Origin of the sequence: Actinomadura xylanilytica (assembly GCF_030283145.1) — a bacterium.
Lineage (GTDB): Bacteria > Actinomycetota > Actinomycetes > Streptosporangiales > Streptosporangiaceae > Spirillospora > Spirillospora xylanilytica.
On sequence record NZ_JASNWE010000003.1, the window covers coordinates 991970 to 1012155 of the forward strand.

The following is a 20186-nucleotide window of genomic DNA, read 5'->3' on the forward strand; positions in this document are numbered from 1 at the left end:
CGGGTCAGTTGTCGCCTCGATCGGCGTCGCCGGAGTAGCCGTGCACGCGCCCGGTCGCGAAACCCGCTCCGGCGGGGGCGCCGACGCTGACCGGCTGGGGCGCCGACCCGCCGCAGCAGGAGCCGCCGTCGGCTTCGCTCACGGCCACCGTGAGGGGAATCTGCTCGGGCTCGGCGCCGCAGGACGAGCCGCACCCGCCATCGGCGGCGATACGGGATGTGCTGTCGGGGGCGCCGGGGAGCTGGTCTTCGGTGACCAGGTCGGTGGAGCAGACGCCGGTCTCGGGCAGGTCGAGTTCGACGGCGTCGGCTGCGGCCCGGTCTCCGGCCAGGGCGGCGACCACGGAGCGGACCTGCTCGTAGCCGGTGGCCATCAGGAAGGTGGGGGCGCGGCCGTAGCTCTTCATTCCGGCGATGTAGAAGCCGGTCTCGGGGTGGGCGAGGTCGCGTTCGCCGTGCGGGGGGACGGTGCCGCAGGAGTGGAAGTTGGGGTCGATCATCGGCGCGAGCCGGACCGGTGCCTCGGTGGCGGGGTCGAGCTCGACGCGGACCTCGCGGAGCATGTCCAGGTCGGGCCGGAACCCGGTGGCCGCCACCACGATATCGGCGTCGATGGTCTGTGCGCCGTCCGGGGCGGCGCCGGTGCCGGTGCCGGTGACCTGGACGGGCCCGGCGGCCGGGCCCCCTGCGGGGGCATGGAAGCCGGTGACGGTGAAGCCGCGCACCAGCTCGATCTCACCGGCGTCGACGGCGGCCTTGAGGCGAGTGCCGAGCGCGCCGCGGGCGGGGAGGCCGTCGGCGTCGCCGCCGCCGTACAGGCGGGCGACCGAGGCGCCGCGCACGGCCCAGGCGATGTGGGTGCCGGGCGCGGTCTTGGCGAGCTCGGCCAGCGCGAGCAGCGTGTTGGCCGCCGAGTGGCCCATCCCGACGACCAAGATGTGCTTACCGGCGAAGCGGTCGTGGTCACGGCCCAGCACGTCCGGCAGCGGCCCGGCCAGGTAATCGGCGGCCTGGTCCTCGCCTGGAGCGGGCAGCCCGGAGTGGCCGAGCGGGTTGCTGCGCCCCCAGGTGCCCGAGGCGTCGATGACTGCGCGAGCAGTCAGGTCGGTGACGGCGCTGTCCGGGCCGACGGTGCGGACCAGCAGCGGCTGCTGGTCGCGGCCGACGGTTCGGGTGACGTCCACGCCGCGACGGGCGACGGCGATCACGCGGGTGCCGGTACGGATCCGCCCGGCCAGCTGCGGCACCCGCGCCAGCGGGGCCAGGTAGTCGCGGACCAGCTCGGCGCCGGTGGGCAGCGCCTCCGGATCGGGCAGTGTCCATCCGGTGGGCTCCAGAAGGCGGCGGGCGGCGGCGTCGGTGTCGTACCGCCACGGCGAGAACAGCCGGACGTGCCCCCATTCGGAGATCGCCGCCCCGGCGTCCTCGCCGGCCTCCAGGACCACGAAGTCCAGGCCGCGTTCGGCCAGATGAGCGGCGGCGGCCAGCCCGACCGGCCCCGCCCCGATGACCACCACCGGCAGGTCGCCGGAGTCAGCCCCCTCGACACAGCCGCACCCGGCGCTGGTCTTGGCCTGGGTCACGGTGACCGCCGGGTCCAGCGGCCGCTCGGTCTCGGTGCAGCAGCTGCCCGCCGCCTGCCCGGGCGCCGACTCCGGCGCCTGCTCGGCGGGCTCCTGGGACCGGTCGTTCTCGCTCATGATCTCTCCTCGCTGCGTCGCGTAGGTGGCCTTGCGTAGGTGGGCCCGAGGAACGGGCGGTTCGGGTCAGAGACGGGCGCGGTGGGCGGCGGTGGCGACCCGGTCGCGGTGGGCGGCCGCACGGCAGGCGCTGGTGCAGACCTCCCCCGCTCGTCGCGGAAGGTGACACGCCCGCCGGAGCGTGCGGTGCCGTTGCGTGCGGTGCTGCGCTGAGCGGTGATCCGGGTGAGCGGCGTCTTCATCACGACCCCTTGTTTAGACGTTCTTCGAAGCAGGCGCCAGTTTGCGTCGCTGCATAGATAGATGTCAAATTAGAGCTATGTCTAAGTTGCTGGAGTTGGAAGACGCCACCAACCCGGCGTGCTGCGCACCACTGAGCGGCTCCACCCTGGGCGAGCAGGAGGCCGTCGAGCTGGCCGGGGTGTTCAAGGCGCTGTCGGACCCGGTCCGGCTGCGATTGCTGAACATGATCGCCTCTGCCGAGGGCGGCGAGGCGTGCGTGTGCGACCTGACCGGCTCCTTCGAGCTGACCGCCCCCACCATCTCCCACCACCTGAAGGTGCTGCGCCAAGCCGGGCTGATCGACGGCGAGCGGCGCGGGACCTGGGTGTACTACCGGGCCGTTCCCGAAGCACTGAGCCGCCTGTCGGGCCTGTTCGCCCTGCCCGCGCTCACCCCCGCCTGACCTGCTCGCCTACGGGCGCAGCCCGGTCAGGACGTGGCGGGCGTCGGCGCCGACCCCGCGCAGGGTGGCCGAGGCGAACGAGCGCTGCCACTCCAGCCCGACGTAGCCGAGCCCGGGATGGGTGATGGAGATCCCGCCGCGGTGCCGCGGCATCCCGGCCTGGTCCAGAGCGCCCGAATCGGCGAGGTAGTCCACGCCCGGCCGGTACCCGGTGGCCAGCAGCACCACCTCGACGCGCTCGCGCGTCCCGTCGGCCCACACCACGTGGTCGCCCTCCAGGTGGGTGAACAGGGGGCGCCGGTCGGGGTTGCCGGTGGCGATCGCGTCCCGGTAGGTGCCGGTGTCGAACACCGGGGTGCCCTTGCCACCGGTCAGCAGCCGGCGCGCCCACCCGGCGGCGTCAAGGCCGGTGCGCTGCAGCCACAGGTGCATGTCGACGCCGGCGACGCGCTGCGGCATGAACCGCAGCGGGTGCCGGGTGGCCAGGGTGACCCGACAGTGGCCGGCCAGCTCGATGGCGATCTGCACCGCCGAGTTCCCGCCGCCCACGATCACCACCCGCCCCCCGGCGAACTCGCCGGGCCGCCGGTACTGCGAGGAGTGCAGCACCGTGCCGGTGAACGAGTCCAGCCCGGGCACGTCGGGGCGGTGCGGGCGGCTGAACGCGCCCGTCGCGGCGATCACCGCCGGGGCGGTGAAGCTCTCCCCGCTCTCGACCGCGACCTCCAAGGCCCGCCCGGGCCTCGCGCCCGCCCCCACGCCGGCGGCGACCTTGACCACGCGGTGGCCGGTGCGGATGTCGGCGTCCAGGCGTTCGGCGTAGCCGGCCAGGTAGGCGATGACCTCATCGCGGGTCGGGTAGCCGTCCGGGTCGCCGGGGAAGGGAGCGCCGGGCAGCGCGCTGCGGCGGGCCGGAGAGAACAGGGCGAGGCTGTCGTAGTAGTGCGGCCACGACCCGGCCGCCGACCGGGCGGCCTCCAGGACCAGCGGGGTGAGTCCGAGGTCGAGGGCGACGCGGGCGGTGGCCAGACCGGCCTGCCCGCCCCCGATGATGATGGTGTCGAAACGGTGGGGCATGCCCACAACATAACATCGTTTCATGAAATGTTAATATGTCAGGGTGGGGATGAAGGAGGAACCGGTGTCGGACCAGGCCACGGACAGCTCGCGTGAAGCACCGCAGCTCGGCTGCGGGGCCGTGGTGGAGCCGCCGAGCGAGAAGCTGCGCGAGTTCCTCAAGGGGCTGGCCAGCCAGCAGCGGCAGCAGATGCTGGAGCTGTTCGCCGGTGGTGTCGAGTTGACCGTCGGGACCGTCGCCGAGCGCCTGGGCATCGGCCAGTCCGGCGCCTCCCAGCAGCTCGCCCTGCTGCGCCGCGGCGGCCTGCTCACCTCCCGCAAGGACGGCAAACAGGTCCGCTACCGCGTCGACACCCTCGCGGTCGAGCGGTCCCTCACCGAGCTGCAGAACTACCTGCGGACCTGCTGCCCGCCCAACCTCACCGGTGACGGCTGACGCTGGCCCGCCAGACCTCCCACCAGGCCGGCTCAGGCTCAGAACAGGGTGTCGCGGACGCGCAGGGGCCGGTACCCGCCCGGCCGGGCCAAGCTGGGCGAGCTCGCCCTCGACGTCGATCGAGCCGACTCTTGCTGGAGCGCGAACGCCTCGATCGCCGCGGCGAGCTCGTCGGGTTCAGGAACGCCGTAGTCCGGCTGGTCCGCGCACGGCACAACGACACCCCAGCTCCGATTCGGCCGTCCTCGGCCGAACAGATAGGCACGCCAGAGCCAGTCCTGCGCGGCGTCAGCCCTCAACCGCGCGATCAGTACCCTGCGGTCCACGTGGCGGCCGGCATCCCAACGGCTCGGCGCAGGGACCAGGGTCCATGTGCTGCCCCGCTCCAGTGCCGTTGACGTGCGACAGACCCGGCGGATGGCCTCCACTGCGCGGCGCTCGGCAACTCGGTACCGTAGACCAAACGCGTCAGCCCGCCCGCCGACACGTAAACCGGCCACGGCTCCACCGTCCGCACAGACGCGAGCAACTCGTAGATGGCGCGCTGGATCCTCCCCGGCCCCCTGCTCACCAACACACCGTAAGCGTTGAGCCGCTTCGGCACGCATCACTTCAACACTTAAACGAGCCGACAACAAAAGAGCTACTTGCCTCACGTGCCTCAGCAACATCCAGGCCACTGACCAGCAGAAACCAGCGACACAAGATAAGGCCGGACGCGTTCATGGCGGGTCTGCCCGGTGAGCGCGAAAAAGTGGGCATCGGCGGGCGCATGGGTCAGAACCTCCATACTGTCCCCTCCATCGACCGGCATCGCCGAAGGCCAACGCTTAGATGACAGCGTGAGCATCGATGCGGGCACCGCCCCCACACTGTCCACAGCCGAAACCCCTGCTTGCCGGCCAGCACGGCTCAAGATCCATTGCCCCTTGTGGGCTTGCCTGGTATGCCCCCATCCAGGGAGTTCAGCAGCCGAACGGCCTCGTCGAGGAATCGCCTGCCGGACGGGGTGAGTCTCACGGGAGTCGTCGAAGCAAGCAGTGGCGATCCTGTCGCCTTGGCCAGGGTTCGGATCTGGCCGCGCAGGGAGTTGGGGGCGATGCCCAGTGCGGTTGCGGCCCGGCTGAGGTCGGTGCTCATCGACAGCGCGACCAGGGATCGCAGCCGCCGGATGCTGTTGGGGGTGGCGATTGTGGTGAGCATCGCCGGCGACAGATCGGGCAGGGGATCCAGGTGCGCGAACGGGTTGGAGACCGGGTTCCCCGCCCGGAGCACGATCCCCCAATCCCTGGCCATCTTGCGCATGGTGTCTGGATGGCATCGGGCCTGGTCTGCCAGGTCGGACAGGCTCCGCAGCTTGACCAGGTACTCGTGCTCGACCCACTCGCGGGAGATGCGGTGGCGGGTGGCTTGCGCGTACGTGCGTCGCTCGACGCCGGCCTCGGCCATCGCGCGCAGGACCGTGGTGTTGCTGCATCCGGCCGGAGCCGCGATCTGCGCCGGGGTCAGCCGCTGGCGCAGGTGGAGATGGTGCAGGCTTTGTGGTGACAGGACGCCCCGCCGCGGAATGCGCCGGCCGCCTTTGGGCGCCGGGAAGTGCGCAGGTCGCGGTTTCGCGTCGGTGATGTCGGCGTAGAGCCGGGTCTGCTCGCAGGAGAGGGCCAGCTGATCGGCGACGCGAGTCACCAGGTGTCCGGCCCAAAGGAGGGCGACGAACGCTTCACGATCGACGTCCGCGGGATCGGGTCCGGGCCAGCCGGCACCGGGGGGCTCGTGGATCGGGGGTGCCCACTGGACCGGTTCGTCGATGCCGCGGGCGGCAAGGGCGCCGGCGGCCTGGTCGAGCAGCCACCCCCGCAAGCTGCGCGGGATCTGGAATCGCAGGTTGTCTCGCGCGTGGTAGCTGACCCGCTCCGGCAGGAGCGCGGGCGCGCCCAGCAGCAGCGAACGCAGGTACCAGCGCACAAGGGCAAGCCGTGGAGCGCCCCCGGTCCGCCAGCCCTCCGCCCGGCACAGCGCCGTGTAGGCGGCGACGTCGAGGTCAAGATCGCCGCAGGCGAAGGTCTGCCTGCGGCGGGCGTAGTCGATCGGCGGCGCGTGCTGGTCCAGGACGTCGGTCAACTCGATCAGCGCCCAGACCACGGCCGTCAGCGCGGGCTCCACCAGCTCTGCCCGGTCGAAGGCCAGGCGGTCCTTGGCCGGGGTTTGATGGCCCAGCAGCGTCGCGGCCCCGCTGTAGTCGAGCTCGGACCCGGGCAGGAGGAGGAACGCGCTGCAGGCCCTGCGGAACCCGTCGGTCGCCGGCGGGCTGGAGATGCGATCGGGCATCAGCCTGATGCTCCACTGGGGCCAGAGCATCCCGGGTATCTTCGCGGCTCGCCCTTGAAGCTGCTCTTTGGTGAGGCGGGCCGGGTGGTCGCGGCCAGGAGCGCGGTCTCTCAACCGCGTCAGCAGCCCGGACTCCGAATCGGCCGAGGCCAGTGCGAGCTGCCTTAGGCTGGCCCCCGCCTTCTTCCAGGTTTTGGCGCGGGTGTGCGGGTCCTTGGTCGAGGGGGCCCGCGCCTGGTCGACGCGCAGGATCCACTCCAGCAGGTCACGAGCCTGGGCGTCCGCGCGAGAGCGTGCGATGCGGCCGAGCACTGTACCGACCGCGGTGCTGGAGATCGCGGTGCTGGAGGGGGTGTTGGGCACCCGCCCTGGTTCGAGTGGCGACCCCTGCCACTCGCTCAGGACCTCGTGCACCACTGGAGGCGCTGTGGGCAGGTGGTCCGGCAGGCCGTGCAGCGATCGACGTCCCAGCGCGTAGATCTCTCGCAGGTGGAGCTCGGCGGCGGTGCGGTCGTGCCGCTGGCCCTGCGTGAGGATCTGGTTGACCGCCCGCTGAGCCTGCACGATCAGGCCCCTCGCGGGCAGCCCCGGAGCCGCGGCCTGGGGCAGGGGGAAGTCGCAGGGGACACGGTCTCGCCGGCCACCCGGGGCCTGGGCGTGCACGCCGTTGGCGCACTGTCCCGGCCGGGAGGGACCGCCGAATCTGCTGCCGGAGATCCTGGGGGGCTTGTGACAGGCCGGGCACTGCCCGATGAGCTGGCAGTTGTGCCGCAGGCAGCAGAACGTCCACGGCAGGCGCCAGGCCAGCAGCCACCGTCCCCCGTTGTCGTGCAGGCAGCGCGGACAAAAGCGGGTGCTGGCGCCGCCCGAACGCCAGCTCGGAGGCGCCTTCATCGCGCGGCGGTCGGGATGGAGCCGAACCGCCATCTGATCGAAAGGCTCCAGGGTCAACGACCTCAGCACCGACTCCTGAACCCCGGCGACCGCACTGAGTCGCCGTGCCTCCTGTGCGTGGAGCCGGATCGTCATCTTGCCGACCCTGGCCTGCGGCAACTCCACGAATCGAAGGAAGTGAAAGGCGGTGATCCTCAGCCTTCGGGCGTAGGCCTCGATCCAGCTGTCCAGAGCCTCACCGGGCAGCGGCGGACAGGCGATGGGGATCCGCTCGGTGGCCCACCTCTGCCTCACGCCGACCGTCTCCCGGTGACCGACCGGGACCTGGGCTTGGAGGTGAGCAGGCCCGCGTCGATCGCGGCCTTCAGGTCCAGCCGGGCCTCCTCGGCGGCCGCATCGTTCTTGACACCGTCCATGAGTTCCTCGTCCAAGCGCTCATGGCCAGTGCGGATCGCCCGGTAGCAGCCCCGGTTGACCAGCGCCATCAGTGAGGCGAAATGCCCGCTGGAGCGGACCCAGAAATAATCGGCGAGATCATCGGCCAGCATGCCCGGGTACTTGTCGGCCAAGACCAGCTTCTTCTCGATCGTCAGCAGCACCTGGCGGAACTCCCGCCGCCCCTGCTCGTCCTCGACCTGGAACGGAAGCAGAGTCAACGCCGTCGTGCGGCGGCCGAACTGGGCGTGCAGCGACTTCCTCAGCGAGCGCACCGGTCACGCTGATCTACGTCGGTGTCGGACTACAGGAGCGAGGGGTCCTGAGCGAGGGGACCGCAGGATCCATGTCGGCCAAAAGCAACCGGGCCAACTCGAGCCGACTCTCATAGACGACAGGCATCGTCGCCGACGCATATCGACCCGAATAGTGTGCCTGGCCGTGAACAGAACGAATGCTCCTCCAAGGTATCGAAGCGGCGAAATCTGCCAACCGCAGGTCCCTGAAGGGGATCTCGCGCACCGAAGCATCGTCGTACCGGATCACCGCCGTGGCCGATTCACGCTTCCCACCGGCCCTTGCTGGGGTCTTCATGGCCATGCAAAGGACAGTAATTACTGAACGTAGTCAGTGCCCACTGAACCGCGAAATTGCCCATTCAGTGTCCATCTCAGGCGACCATTGTCCATCGAAACGTGGAACCTACAAGGATGCCCACGGGTGACCGTTACGGCCCTTCGAGGCCGACACAGGTGCCGAACGGGTCGATGAGCTGGCAGATGCGGCGGCTGGGGGCGACCTTAAGAGGTCCGCGGTGGTGAACGGCGCCGGCGTCGAGGAGATGCTTGCGGGCGGCGTCGAGATCGTCGACCGCCCAGTACACGACTGGACTGCGGCCTCGTGGACTGCGTTCGTCGTCGGCCTGATGCCAGCCGTACTCGACACCAGCGACCATGACCCACGCGTACACCGAGTCGCCGTCGACGTCGAGGTTCACCGGGACGTTAAGAACCTCGCCCCACCAGTGCGCCGACGCCTCAGGGTCGACAGCGAACGTCATGACCGTACTGACTCGCTGGAACACCGGGCCTCCGGATCGCGGAAAGCCCGCACGCTAACACAGCCGCGGCGCCCGCGGCCCGGAGAACACTGGATCAGTCCGCGACTCCGTGCAGAGACCGCAATCCGGTCGCTGCGGCGAACGCCTCGAGCGCCGCCACCAGGTCGAGGTCGGCCCAGTGCGCGCCGAGCCGACCGGTCGTCGCGAGGTAGGTGTGCCGCACCCGCCTCGGTGAACTCGCCCACCGGATGCGCCCTCACCTCGGCGACGCCGAAGCGGCCGAGGTCGCCCGCCGGCTCCAGACGGCTTCACGGGCCTAGCGGGCCGCGGGCGCCGGCGAGACTTCGCATTTCATGCTCGTTCACCTGATATACCGGCCGGTTCGATAAAGACGCGCCCAAACGGCGGCCCCGGCTCGGGCTCCGGCGCGCATGGCTTTCTTTGCCGGGCCGGGCCCGGTGGACGGCGGCACGGCGGCCCGTCCGGCGATGTTCCCTGCTCATCACCCCCGACCGACCGTCATTTGGGGGCGATATTCCTGTGGCGCTGTTTTTGCTACCAAAACCCGGGCCGTTTCAATAACTCCATACCTTGGCCAGAGTTTCTCTGGTAACAGGTCGGCGAATCTCACTGTGGTGACTCGTCGAGAGAACATCGCCCCTGCATCGACCTGGAGCATCGAGGGGAACCGTCGCGCGCTCGGCGAACTCGCCTCCCGGGAGAACTTCCCGGTCGCGACGCGGCTGCTGCCCGCCCGGCACCGCGCCGATCTGCGCGCCGTCTACGGGTTCGCCCGCCTCGTCGACGACATCGGCGACGAGGCGCCGCAGGAGGAACGGGCCGGGCTGCTCGACCTGGTGGACGGCGACCTGGACCGGATCTACGGGACCGGGACGCCGCGGCTGCCGCAGTTACGGCGGCTGGCGGCCACCGTCGCCGCCCGCTCCATCCCCGAGACCCCGTTCCGCCGCCTCGTCCAGGCCAACCGCCAGGACCAGGAGGTGCACCGCTACGGGACGTTCGGCGAACTGCTGGAGTACTGCACTCTGTCGGCCGACCCCGTGGGGCGCATCGTCCTGCACGTGTTCGGGGCCGCCAGGCCGGGCCTGCTGGAGTCGTCGGACCGGGTCTGCACCGCGCTCCAGATCATCGAGCACTGCCAGGACGTCGGGGAGGACCACCGGCGCGGCCGGATCTACCTGCCCGCCGACGACCTGCGGCGGTTCGACTGCACCGAGGACGACCTCGCGCGCCCGGTGACGCCCACGCGGCTGCGCGGCGTCCTGGCGCTGGAGGCCGGCCGGGCCCGGGAGCTGCTGGACCGGGGGGCGGAGCCGCTGATCTCGGGCCTGTCGGGGTGGGCGCGGCTCGCCGTGGCGGGCTATGTGGCCGGGGGGCGCGCGGCGTTGGCCGCGCTCGCCCGCGGCCGTTACGACGTGCTCGCGCATCCGCCGCGCCCGCACCGGGCGAGGCTGCTGGCCGGGTGGGCGCGCGCTCTTGGAAGGGGCTGAACGGTGACGGTTTCCGACGGTTACCAGCACTGCGAGAGGGTCGTGCGCGACCAGGCTCGCAACTTCGCCTACGGGATCCGGCTGATGCCCGGTCCCAAGCGGCGCGCGATGAGCGCGATCTACGCGTTCGCCCGCAGGATCGACGACATCGGCGACGGCCCCGAGCCGCCGGGGGTGCGGCTGGACCTGCTGGCCGGGTCGCGGACGCAGCTCACCGTGCTCCGGGACGCGCACGGGCGGCGGCGGACCGGCATCAGCGTCCTGGAGGACGACCCGGTGCTGGCCGCGCTGGCCGACACCGCGGTGCGCTACCCGGTCCCGCTGGAGGCGTTCGGCGAGCTGATCGACGGTTGCGAGGCCGACGTGCGCGGCACCGAGTACGGCACGTTCGAGGACCTGCTGCCCTACTGCCGGCAGGTGGCGGGCACGGTCGGGCGGCTGTCGCTCGGCGTGTTCGGGACGGACCGCCCGCTGAAGGCCGAGCCGCTCGCCGACGCGCTCGGCGTCGCGCTCCAGCTCACCAACATCCTGCGGGACGTGCGGGAGGACCGGCTGAACGGCCGGATCTACCTGCCGGCCGAGGACCTGGCGAAGTTCGGCTGCACGCTGGCGCAGGACGAGACGGGCCGGTTCACCGACCCGCCGCAGCGGCTGAACGACCTGATCCGCTTCGAGGCGGCGCGGGCGCGGTCCTGGTACGACGAGGGGCTGCGGCTGCTGCCGATGCTCGACCGGCGCAGCGCCGCGTGCACCGCCGCCATGGCGGGCATCTACCGGCGGCTGCTGGAGCGCATCGCCGACCGTCCCTCCATCGCGCTGGACTCCCGGATGTCGCTGCCGAACTGGCAGAAGGCGGTCGTGGCGGCGCGGGCGCTGACGGGGACGGAACGGTGAACGTCGTCATCGTCGGGGGCGGCCTGGCCGGGATCAGCGCCGCGATGGCCCTCCAGGAGACGGGCGTGCAGGTCACCCTGGTCGAGGCGCGCCCCTGGCTGGGCGGCGCCACGCACTCGTTTCGCCGGGACGGGCTGGACGTCGACAACGGCCAGCACGTGTTCCTGCGCTGCTGCACGGCCTACCAGGGGCTGCTGCGGCGCCTCGGCACCGACCACCTCGCCACCGTCCAGGACCGCTTCGACGTCACCGTCCTGACGCCCGGCGGGCGCGGCGCGCGGCTGCGCCGGGCGCCGCTGCCGAGCCCGCTGCACCTGCTGCCGGCGCTGGCCCGGTACTCGCCGCTGTCCCCCGCCGACCGGCTGCGCGCGATGCGGGCCTCCACCGCGCTGCGCCGCCTGGACCCCGCCGATCCCGCGCTCGACGAGGTCTCGGCGGGGGCGTGGCTGGCCGGGCGGGGGCAGCGCGCGTGGGCCCGCGAGGCGCTGTGGGGGCTGTTCATCACCGCCTCGCTCAACGCCGAGGTCGACGACGCCTCACTCGGGCTGTCGGCGATGGTCTGCCGCCGGGCGCTGTTCGGCCGGACCGGCGCCGCCGACATCGGCGTCCCGTCCGTCCCGCTCGCCGAACTGCACGGCGGCCCGGCGCTGCGGCGGATCCAGGAGGCGGGCGGCACCGTCCGCCTCAAGGCGAAGGCGGAGGAGGTGACCGCCGATCCGAAGGTGGTGGTGGACGGCGAGCCGGTCGCCGCCGACGCGGTGATCCTCGCCGTCCCGCACGAGACGGCGGCCCGGCTGCTGCCCGCCGAGGCGCACCCCGGGCCGGACGCCCGCTGGCACGCGCTGGACGCCAGCCCGATCGTCAACGTGCACGTCGTCTACGACCGGCCGGTGCTGGACCGGCCGTTCGCCGCCGCGGTCGGCTCACCGGTCCAGTGGATCTTCGACCGGACGGCGGTGAGCGGCCTGGGGAGCGGCCAGTACCTGGCGGTGTCGGTGTCGGCCGCCGACCGCTGGATCGACGTGCCCACCGCCGAGCTCCGGGACCGCTTCGTGCCCGAGCTGCGGCGGCTGCTGCCGGCCGCGCGCCGGGCCCGCGTCCGGGACGTGTTCGTCACCCGGGAGCGGCGCGCGACGTTCCGGCAGCGGCCGGGCAGCGGCGCGCGGCGTCCGGGCGCGGCGACCCGGGCAACGGGAGTCTTCCTCGCCGGCGCGTGGACCGACACGGGCTGGCCCGACACCATGGAGGGAGCAGTGCGCAGTGGTCTCACCGCCGCTCGCCTGGTCCGTCGCCACCTGGAGGGGGTGAGGGACCGATGACGACCGTTCCGGTCTCGATGACCGACGTCCGCGCGCTGGTCGACGGGGCGCTGCGCGCCGCCGTCGGCCGCCTCGACCCGCACACCTACCGCGTCGCGGCCTACCACCTGGGCTGGACCGACGCCGAGGGCCGTCCCGCGGTCCCGGCCGGCAAGGCGCTGCGCCCCGCGCTCGTCCTGCTGTCGGCGCGGGCCGCGGGGGCCGCGCCCGAGAGCGGGCTCCCGGGCGCCGTCGCGGTCGAGCTGACGCACGCGTTCTCGCTCCTGCACGACGACATCATGGACGGCGACCGGACCCGCAGGCACCGGCCCGCCGCGTGGACGGTGTTCGGCGAGCCCGCCGCGATCCTCGCCGGCGACGCGCTGCTGGCCCTCGCCGCCGAGGTGCTGCTGGAGGCGCCCGGACCGGGCGCGACGGCGGCGGCGCACGCGATGGCCGCCGCCACCCGGCGGCTCATCGCCGGGCAGGCGCTCGACCTCGACTTCGAGAGCCGCCGGCAGATCGGCCTGGACGAGTGCCTGGCCATGTCCGCCGACAAGACCGCGGCGCTGCTGGCCTGCTCCTGCGCGATCGGGGCGGTCCTGCACGGCGCGCCGGAGCCGCTGGCGGGCGCGCTGGAGGCGTTCGGCGCGAACGTCGGCGTGGCCTTCCAGCTCGTCGACGACCTGCTCGGCATCTGGGGCGACCCGGTCGTCACCGGCAAGCCCGCCCTGTCGGACCTGCGGTCCCGCAAGATGTCGCTGCCGGTGGTCGCCGCCCTGAACGCCGGGAACGCGGCGTCCGCGCGGCTGGCCGAGCTGTACACGCTCCCGGCCGGGACCGACGCCGCCGGGCCGGACGAGGGCGCGCTGCGGGAGATCGCGCGCCTGGTCGAGGCGGCGGGCGGGCGGGCCTGGGCCGAGGCCGAGGCCGGCCGCCGCGTCGAACGGGCGTCCGCGCGGCTGGCCGGGGCCGGGCTGCCGGGCGCCGTCCGCACCGAGTTCCTGCACATCGCCGACTTCGTCACCCGACGGGACCACTGATGACCACCACCGCACCCACGCCGTCCAGCGCACCCATCCCGGACAGGCCGGGCAAGCCCGGCAAACCGGGGGCGCCGGCGAAGCCCAGGACGCAGGCGGGGAAGGCCGCCGCGTCGCTGGAGGCGGCGCGCGACCACCTGCTCTCCCTCCAGTCCCCGGAGGGCTGGTGGAAGGGCGAGCTCCAGACGAACGTGAGCATGGACGCCGAGGATCTGCTGCTGCGCGAGTTCCTCGGCGTCCGCACCGCGCCCGACACCGAGGAGGCGGCCCGCTGGATCCGCTCCCAGCAGGCGCCGGACGGCACCTGGGCCAACTTCCACGGGGGGCCGACGGAGCTGTCCACGACCGTCGAGGCGTACGTGGCGCTGCGGCTCGCCGGCGACCCGGTGGACGCCGCGCACATGCGCCGCGCCGCGCACGCGATCCGCGAGGCGGGCGGCATCGCGGCCACCCGCGTGTTCACCCGCTTCTGGCTGGCGCTGTTCGGGCAGTGGTCCTGGGACGACCTGCCGGTGATGCCGCCGGAGATGATGTTCCTGCCGAGCTGGTTCCCGCTGAACGTCTACGACTGGGCGTGCTGGGCGCGGCAGACGATCGTCCCGCTGACCGTCGTCGGGGCGCTCCGGCCCGTCCGGACACTGCCGTTCGACCTCGCCGAGCTGCGCCCGGAGCACCGCCCGCCGCGGCGCCGCCGGTCCGGGAGGCGGCCCGGCTGGAGCGAGGCGTTCCAGGCCCTGGACCGGGCCCTGCACGTGTACGAGCGGCGCCCGGTGGCGGTGGTGCGGCGGGCCGCGCTGCGGCGGGCCGGCGAGTGGATCGTCGCCCGCCAGGAGAAGGACGGCTCGTGGGGCGGCATCCAGCCGCCGTGGGTGTACTCGCTGATCGCGCTGCACCTGCTCGGCTACGGCGTGGACCATCCGGTGATGCGGCGCGGCCTGGAGGGCCTCGACCGGTTCACCGTCCGCGACGAGAAGGGCCGCCGCCTGGAGGCGTGCCAGTCGCCGCTCTGGGACACCGTCCTCGCCATGAACGCGCTGACCGACGCCGGCCTGCCCGGCGACCACCCCGCCCAGGTCCGCGCCGCCGAGTGGGTGCTCGGCGAGGAGGTCACCGGCCCCGGCGACTGGTCGGTCCGGCGGCCGGACCTGCCGCCCGGCGGGTGGGCGTTCGAGTTCGACAACGACGTCTACCCCGACACCGACGACACCGCCGAGGCCGTCCTCGCGCTCAGCCGGCTGCGGGACCCGCGGGCCGAGCCCGCGATCGAACGCGGCGTCCGCTGGATGGCCGGGATGGTGTCCCGCGACGGCGGATTCGGCGCGTTCGACGCCGACAACACCCGCACCCTGCCCGCCAAGCTGCCCTTCTGCGACTTCGGCGCCGTGACCGACCCGCCGTCCGCCGACGTCACCGCGCACGTCGTGGAGGCGCTGTGCGAGCGCGGCATGGCCGACTCCGCGCTGGTCAAGCGGGCCGTCGTCTGGCTGCTCAAGGCCCAGGAGCCGGACGGGTCGTGGTTCGGCCGCTGGGGCGCCAACCACGTGTACGGCACCGGCAGCGTGGTGCCCGCCCTCATCGCCGCCGGGGTCCGCCCGGACAAGCCGGCCGTCCGCCGCGCCGTCGACTGGCTGGAACGCCACCAGCAGGACGACGGCGGCTGGGGCGAGGACCTGCGCTCCTACCGGTCGCCGTCCTGGATCGGCCGGGGCGCCTCGACGCCCTCGCAGACCGCATGGGCGCTGCTGGCGCTGCTCGCGGCCGGCGAGCGCGGCACGGTGGTGGACCGCGGCGTCGGCTGGCTCACGAGCCGGCAGCGACCGGACGGCGGCTGGGACGAGGACCACTTCACCGGCACCGGCTTCCCCGGCGACTTCTACATCAACTACCACCTGTACCGGCTGGTGTTCCCGATCAACGCGCTGGGCCGCTACGCCCGCGGGGAGGTCTCGTGACGCGGCTGGTGATCTGCGCCGCGCTCGGCGTCGAGGCCCGCGCCGTCGGACGCCTCCGGGCGCGCCGCGGCGGGCGTCCCGGGCGCGCGGCGGTGCGCGTCGTCCGCACCGGGATGGGGCCGCGCCGCGCGGAGGCCGCCGCCGCCCGGCTGCCGGAGTTCGACGCCCTGGTGGTGGCGGGCTTCGGCGGCGCCCTGGACGCCCGGCTGCGGCCCGGCGACCTGGTGGTGGCGACCGAGGTGCGCTCCGGCGGGCGGACGCTGCGCTGCCGCTGGGCCGGACCGCTGGCCCGCCTGCTCGCGCTGAGCGGCGCCACCGTGCACCGCGGGCCGATCATCACCGCCGGCCACACCGTCACCGGCGCCGAGCGGGGCGCGCTGGCCGCGACCGGGGCGGTGGCGGTCGACATGGAGTCCGGGCCGCTGGTCGAGGCCGCGGGCGCCCGCCCCTGGGCGGTCGTGCGCGCCATCGTCGACACGCCCCGGCATCCGCTGGTCTCGCCCGGGACCGTCCCGCACGGCCTGAACGCGTGGCGGCGGCTGTGGGCGGCGGGGCCCGCGCTCTCGGCCTGGGCCGCCGCCGCCCACGCCGCCGAGGGCGCCACGGCCGCACCGCCGCCGCCGCGACCCTCGCCATCGGCGATGTACGCGCCCTTCACCCCGTCCGGGATGAAGGCGACCGAGATCGACCTGCCTGAGGAGGTCGGACCGTAATGGCCATGCCACTGCGCCAGAGCCTGCGTATCGGCGGCTACATCATGCGCAACAAACTGGCCCGCCGCGAGAAGTTCCCGCTGCTGGTGGAACTGGAGCCGCTGTACGCCTGCAACCTGGCCTGCGCGGGATGCGGCAAGATCCAGCACCCGGCGAGCACGCTCAAGAAGCGAATGCCGGTGGAACAGGCGGTGGCCGCGATCCGCGAGAGCGGCGCGCCGATGGTGTCGATCGCCGGCGGCGAGCCGCTGATGCACCCGCAGATCGGCGAGATGGTGGCCGAGCTGGTGCGGCTCAAGCACTACGTGTACCTGTGCACCAACGCGCTGCTGATCCCCAAGAAGATCGACCTGTTCGAGCCGTCCCGCTACTTCACCTGGACCGTGCACCTGGACGGGCTGCGCGAGCGGCACGACGAGTCGGTCTGCAAGAAGGGCGTGTTCGACGAGGCGGTCGCGGCCATCCGGATGTGCCAGGAACGCGGCTTCCGGGTCACCACCAACACCACCGTGTTCAACACCGACACCCCGCAGACCGTCATCGATGTGCTCGACTACCTCAACGACGACCTGGGGGTGGATCAGATGATGATCTCACCGGCCTACGCCTACGAGAAGGCGCCCGACCAGGACCACTTCCTGGGCGTCCAGGAGACCCGCGCCCTCTTCCAGAAGACGTTCGCGAACGGCAACCGCAAACGCTGGCGGTTCAACCACTCGCCGCTGTTCCTGGACTTCCTGGAAGGCAAAGTCGACTTCGCGTGCACCGCGTGGGCGATCCCGTCGTACTCGCTCAAGGGCTGGCAACGTCCCTGCTACCTGATGGACGACGGCTACACCGAGACCTACAAGGAGCTGGTGGAGACGACCGACTGGGGCTCCTACGGACGGGGGCAGGACGACCGCTGCGCGAACTGCATGGCGCACTGCGGCTACGAGCCCACCTCCGTGTTCGCGACGCTGGGGTCCCTCCAGGAGACGATCCGGGCCGTGCGCAACGGCTGAACGCGCGCCCGTCACCCACGACCTGCGCCCGTCCGGTCGCCGCACCGATCCGCATCAGGATCGGGGGGCGGGGCCGGGCGGGCGTCCGTCCGCCGGTTCCAGCGCGACGGCGCGGGCGCCGAAGCGGCGGCCCAGCGTGCGGTAGACGCCGGGCGCCACGCCCCGTACGGCGACGGGGAGCCGCAGCCAGCCCGGCGTGTAGATCTCCGCCGTGCCCGCCGCGATGCCCTCCACCAGGGCCTCCGCGACACGGGCGGGGGGCAGGAGGCGGGGGCGCCGGCGCGTGTACGGCTCGCCGCGGCGCTCGAAGAACGCGGTGTCGACCACGCCCGGGACGAGCACGCCCACCGTCACCCCGGTGCCGCGCAGTTCCTCCCGCAGGCTGGAGGCGAACACGTCCAGCCCCGCCTTGGTCGCCGCGTACACCGCCTCCCCCGCCACGCCGAGCCGTCCGGCGATCGAGGTCACGTACACCAGGCGCCCGCCGCGCTCGCGCATCCCGGGCAGCAGCAGCCGGGTGAGGGCGATCGGCGCGGTCAGGTTCACCGCCACGAGCCGCTCGGCGGCGTCGGCGGGCATGTCGGCGAACGCGCCCGACCAGCCGAGGCCCGCGTTGCACAGCAGGACGTCCACCCGTCCCGCCACCGCCAGGGCCGCCGCCGCGACGCGCTCGGCCTCCCCGGGACCGGCCAGGTCGCCGGCCACCGCCGTGCCGCCGACCTCGGCCGCGACCTCGGCGAGCCGGTCCGCGTCCCGGCCGTGCACGATCACCCGGGCGCCGGCCCGCGCCAGCGCCGCCGCGCTCTCGCGGCCGATGCCGGACGAGGCCCCCGTCACCAGCGCGACCGCGCCGTCCAGCCGCCCGTCCAGCCGCCCGTCCAGCCGCCCGTCCAGCCGCCGACCCGGCCGTGATCGCCCGCGCGGTCGACCGCGCGGTGGCTCGTGCAGGGACGCGTGCGGGGGGACGCGTGCGGGCTCGCCGGACGGCCGGTCAGGCATGGGCGTCTCCGTCCCGCAGCTCGTCGAGCACCTCGGCGATCGCGGCGGTCAGCAGGCCCGCGTCGTCCACCAGCGCCGGGTCCACCGAGACGCCGAAGCACAGCTCCCCGTCGACGCCGAGCGCGCCCACCGCCAGCGGCGCGCCGGGCGCCAGCGGGATGATCGGGTACACCTCGGTCAGCGGGGCCCCGGCCAGCCGCATCGGCCGGTCCGGGCCCGGCAGGTTCGACACGACGCCCTGGAGGAACCGGCCGCCGTAGACCGCCCGCGCGAACCGCGCGTGGAGGGGCGCCGGCATCAGCCGCCCCACCTGCCGCATCACGAACCACGACGCCAGCGCGCGGGTCCCCGTGCGCAGGACCCGGCTGCGCCGCGCGATGCAGGCCAGCCGCTCGGCCTCGGGCATCCTCCCGACCGGCAGGTCCACCATGACCGCCGTGGTGTGGTTGCCCTCGGCCTCGCTCTCGGGCGAGCGCATCATGAGCGGCACCGCGACCCGGACGTCGCGCCGCGCCCCGTCGGGCGAGCCGCCGGGAGGCCACGGGACGACCCGGTCCAGGGCGCCCGCCACCATGCACAGGACCACGTCGCTGACCCGCGCGTCGTGCCGCCGGGCCACCTCCCGGGCCGTCTCCAGCGGGACCCGGACGGTGCCGAACCGCCGCTCGGACGTCCCGCTCGCGGGCAGCCGGGCCCGGGGCGCCACGTCGACGGCGAGCTGGCAGAACCCGATCACCGTGGCCGCCGCCTCGCGCAGCCGCCGGCGCGGCGGCACGGCGGTCGTGCCCGCCTGCTCCGGCGACGGCTCCATCAGCCGCATCGCCTGGGCCACTACCCCGACCCCGTCGGCGACGACATGGTGCATCAGGAAGACCAGGGCGGTGCGGTCCGGCTGCGCGCCGTCCACCAGCACCATCCGCCACAGGGGACGGTCGCGCGGCAGCGACTCGCGCTGGATCTCGGCGATCAGGGCGCGCAGCCCGTCCATGCCGGCGGCGCCGACGTCGCGCTCGCCGACGTGCCACGCCCAGTCGATCGCGGTGTGGTCCCGCCAGACCGGGCGCCGCCAGCGCGCCGGGTCGGCGAGCCGCTGCTTGAACCTGGGCAGCCGGTCGAGCGAGTCGGTGACCACCCGCACCAGGTCGTCGCGGCGCGGCCCGGCCTCCGAGGTGTCGAGCAGGACGACCCCGCCCACGTGCTGCGGCGCCCGGGGCGACTCCACGGCCAGGAAGAACGCATCGGCCGCCGGGACGCGCTCGGCCGGCGCGCGGGCGGTCCGCCCGGCGACGAACACCGCGGCGGCCACCAGCGGCACGGCGGCCACCGCGTCCAGCAGGAAGTGGTTGGCGGTGGCGAGGATGACATAGCCGGTCAGCACGATGTGCGCGGCGTTCAGCCCCTGCACCGACCGCCGCGCCGACACCCTGGCCAGCTCCACCCCGACCCACAGCGTCCAGGCCATGTGCAGGGACGGCATCGCGGCGAGCTGGTCGGCGTGCTCGACCACCGGCGACCCCCACGACCCCCAGGTGCGGTCGAGCCGGACCGTGTCGTGGAAGCCGAGGCCGTGCATCAGCCGGGGCGGCATCACCGGGTACAGCACGAAGCAGGCGAGGCCGCCGAGGTTGAGCAGGACGAAGGTGTTGCGGGCGGGCCGGTAGCGCTCGGGGTGGCGCACGTAGAGCCAGGCCAGCAGCCCGAACGCGCTGACGATGTAGGTGATGGCGTACTCGTAGTTGGCCAGCGCCCGCCAGACCGGCTGCCCGACGAGCCACCCGTTCAGCGCCGGTTCCACATCGATGTGCAGGGCCCGTTCCAGCCGGAAGACCTGCTCCCCGTGCACGCGGGCCGGCCCGACGCGGCCCTGCTGGGGGAGCATCACCACCAGGCCGTACAGCCCGAACACGGTCAGTCCGAGCAGCAGTTCGCGCCAGACGTGGCCACGCACCGCGGCACTCGTCCGGGGCAGCACCGCGTCACGCGCGGTCACGGCCTCCCGCGTCCCCATCGTTCCCCCACATCCGCCTCATTACCCAAGATTCACTCCGGTCAGACGGGCCGGATCGGGCCGGTAGATCACGCCCGGTGATCGGGCCGCGCGGCCGGACGGGGGAACCGCGCCTGGAATCTTCTGGCCATGCCGAACGTTTTCGATATA

At 73.3% G+C, this 20186-nt stretch carries 18 protein-coding genes; 9 read left to right on the forward strand and 9 right to left on the reverse strand.

The window, feature by feature from the left end; all coding sequences use genetic code 11:
- Positions 1-4: 4 nt before the first annotated feature.
- The gene (locus QP090_RS22145) at positions 5-1699 is read right to left on the reverse strand and encodes an FAD-dependent oxidoreductase (RefSeq protein WP_285941038.1); all 1695 of its coding nucleotides are present in this window, start codon (positions 1697-1699) and stop codon (positions 5-7) included.
- A 319-nt stretch (positions 1700-2018) separates the two neighbouring features.
- Here QP090_RS22145 and QP090_RS22150 point away from each other — a divergent pair, with 319 nt between their 5' ends.
- Complete coding sequence (locus tag QP090_RS22150) at positions 2019-2384, forward strand: ArsR/SmtB family transcription factor (protein WP_285941039.1); 366 nt, start codon at positions 2019-2021, stop codon at positions 2382-2384.
- 9 nt (positions 2385-2393) lie between these two features.
- Here the strand turns inward: QP090_RS22150 and QP090_RS22155 are convergent, their stop codons facing one another.
- Positions 2394-3461, reverse strand: coding sequence for a flavin-containing monooxygenase (locus QP090_RS22155; protein WP_285941040.1), 1068 nt, complete (start codon positions 3459-3461; stop codon positions 2394-2396).
- A 64-nt stretch (positions 3462-3525) separates the two neighbouring features.
- On the opposite strand from QP090_RS22155, the gene QP090_RS22160 reads away from it, so the two are divergent.
- The gene (locus tag QP090_RS22160) at positions 3526-3897 is read left to right on the forward strand and encodes an ArsR/SmtB family transcription factor (RefSeq protein WP_285941041.1); all 372 of its coding nucleotides are present in this window, start codon (positions 3526-3528) and stop codon (positions 3895-3897) included.
- A 38-nt stretch (positions 3898-3935) separates the two neighbouring features.
- Here QP090_RS22160 and QP090_RS22165 read toward each other — a convergent pair whose 3' ends face one another.
- The 5 genes from QP090_RS22165 to QP090_RS22185 all read right to left on the reverse strand — a co-directional run bounded on the left by QP090_RS22165 (position 3936) and on the right by QP090_RS22185 (position 8837).
- On the reverse strand, positions 3936-4112 hold the full coding sequence (locus QP090_RS22165; protein ID WP_285941042.1) for a hypothetical protein: 177 nt from the start codon (positions 4110-4112) through the stop codon (positions 3936-3938).
- 697 nt (positions 4113-4809) lie between these two features.
- Positions 4810-7413 (reverse strand): TniQ family protein, encoded by a 2604-nt coding sequence (locus tag QP090_RS22170; protein ID WP_285941043.1) that lies wholly within the window; start codon positions 7411-7413, stop codon positions 4810-4812.
- On the reverse strand, positions 7410-7829 hold the full coding sequence (locus QP090_RS22175; RefSeq protein WP_285941044.1) for a hypothetical protein: 420 nt from the start codon (positions 7827-7829) through the stop codon (positions 7410-7412). Before QP090_RS22175 ends, QP090_RS22170 begins: the two co-directional genes overlap by 4 nt.
- A 452-nt stretch (positions 7830-8281) precedes the next feature.
- On the reverse strand, positions 8282-8614 hold the full coding sequence (locus tag QP090_RS22180; RefSeq protein WP_285941045.1) for a VOC family protein: 333 nt from the start codon (positions 8612-8614) through the stop codon (positions 8282-8284).
- Positions 8615-8708: 94 nt separating this feature from the next.
- The gene (locus QP090_RS22185; RefSeq protein ID WP_285941046.1) at positions 8709-8837 is read right to left on the reverse strand and encodes a hypothetical protein; all 129 of its coding nucleotides are present in this window, start codon (positions 8835-8837) and stop codon (positions 8709-8711) included.
- Positions 8838-9249: 412 nt separating this feature from the next.
- Here QP090_RS22185 and hpnC point away from each other — a divergent pair, with 412 nt between their 5' ends.
- From hpnC to hpnH, 7 genes are read left to right on the forward strand one after another with little or no spacing between them, the layout of a single operon-like run.
- Positions 9250-10125 (forward strand): squalene synthase HpnC, encoded by an 876-nt coding sequence (hpnC, locus tag QP090_RS22190; protein ID WP_285941047.1) that lies wholly within the window; start codon positions 9250-9252, stop codon positions 10123-10125.
- Between the two features lie 3 nt (positions 10126-10128).
- Positions 10129-11019: a presqualene diphosphate synthase HpnD gene (gene hpnD / locus QP090_RS22195; protein WP_285941048.1), complete on the forward strand. Its 891-nt coding sequence runs from the start codon at positions 10129-10131 to the stop codon at positions 11017-11019.
- Positions 11016-12338, forward strand: coding sequence for a hydroxysqualene dehydroxylase HpnE (gene hpnE / locus QP090_RS22200; protein WP_285941049.1), 1323 nt, complete (start codon positions 11016-11018; stop codon positions 12336-12338). The genes hpnD and hpnE overlap by 4 nt, the downstream gene beginning before the upstream one ends.
- A complete protein-coding gene (locus QP090_RS22205) occupies positions 12335-13360 on the forward strand; it encodes a polyprenyl synthetase family protein (RefSeq protein ID WP_285941050.1) in 1026 nt (341 codons plus the stop codon). Before hpnE ends, QP090_RS22205 begins: the two co-directional genes overlap by 4 nt.
- Positions 13360-15312 (forward strand): squalene--hopene cyclase, encoded by a 1953-nt coding sequence (shc, locus tag QP090_RS22210; protein WP_285941051.1) that lies wholly within the window; start codon positions 13360-13362, stop codon positions 15310-15312. The genes QP090_RS22205 and shc overlap by 1 nt, the downstream gene beginning before the upstream one ends.
- Positions 15309-16025 carry a phosphorylase family protein gene (locus QP090_RS22215; protein ID WP_285941052.1) on the forward strand — a complete coding sequence of 239 codons (717 nt, stop codon included), beginning with the start codon at positions 15309-15311 and terminating at the stop codon, positions 16023-16025. The genes shc and QP090_RS22215 overlap by 4 nt, the downstream gene beginning before the upstream one ends.
- Before the next feature lie 5 nt (positions 16026-16030).
- Positions 16031-17029, forward strand: a complete 999-nt coding sequence (hpnH, locus tag QP090_RS22220; RefSeq protein ID WP_285941053.1) for an adenosyl-hopene transferase HpnH — start codon at positions 16031-16033, stop codon at positions 17027-17029.
- A gap of 54 nt (positions 17030-17083) precedes the next feature.
- Here the strand turns inward: hpnH and QP090_RS22225 are convergent, their stop codons facing one another.
- Together QP090_RS22225 and QP090_RS22230 are read right to left on the reverse strand one after the other, a co-directional pair.
- A complete protein-coding gene (locus QP090_RS22225; RefSeq protein WP_285941054.1) occupies positions 17084-18028 on the reverse strand; it encodes an SDR family NAD(P)-dependent oxidoreductase in 945 nt (314 codons plus the stop codon).
- Complete coding sequence (locus tag QP090_RS22230; RefSeq protein ID WP_285941055.1) at positions 18021-20018, reverse strand: bifunctional phosphatase PAP2/O-acyltransferase family protein; 1998 nt, start codon at positions 20016-20018, stop codon at positions 18021-18023. Before QP090_RS22230 ends, QP090_RS22225 begins: the two co-directional genes overlap by 8 nt.
- Between the last annotated feature and the right edge of the window lie 168 nt (positions 20019-20186).

Excerpts from the sequence above, each read along its gene's own strand:
- QP090_RS22180 (WP_285941045.1), bottom strand. The coding sequence starts at position 8,614 with ATGACGTTCGCTGTCGACCCTGAGGCGTCGGCGCACTGGTGGGGCGAG.
- QP090_RS22145 (WP_285941038.1), bottom strand. The coding sequence starts at position 1,699 with ATGAGCGAGAACGACCGGTCCCAGGAGCCCGCCGAGCAGGCGCCGGAG.
- QP090_RS22150 (WP_285941039.1), top strand. The coding sequence starts at position 2,019 with ATGTCTAAGTTGCTGGAGTTGGAAGACGCCACCAACCCGGCGTGCTGC.
- shc (WP_285941051.1), top strand. The coding sequence starts at position 13,360 with ATGACCACCACCGCACCCACGCCGTCCAGCGCACCCATCCCGGACAGG.
- hpnH (WP_285941053.1), top strand. The coding sequence starts at position 16,031 with ATGCCACTGCGCCAGAGCCTGCGTATCGGCGGCTACATCATGCGCAAC.
- QP090_RS22205 (WP_285941050.1), top strand. The coding sequence starts at position 12,335 with ATGACGACCGTTCCGGTCTCGATGACCGACGTCCGCGCGCTGGTCGAC.
- QP090_RS22225 (WP_285941054.1), bottom strand. The coding sequence starts at position 18,028 with ATGCCTGACCGGCCGTCCGGCGAGCCCGCACGCGTCCCCCCGCACGCG.
- QP090_RS22155 (WP_285941040.1), bottom strand. The coding sequence starts at position 3,461 with ATGCCCCACCGTTTCGACACCATCATCATCGGGGGCGGGCAGGCCGGT.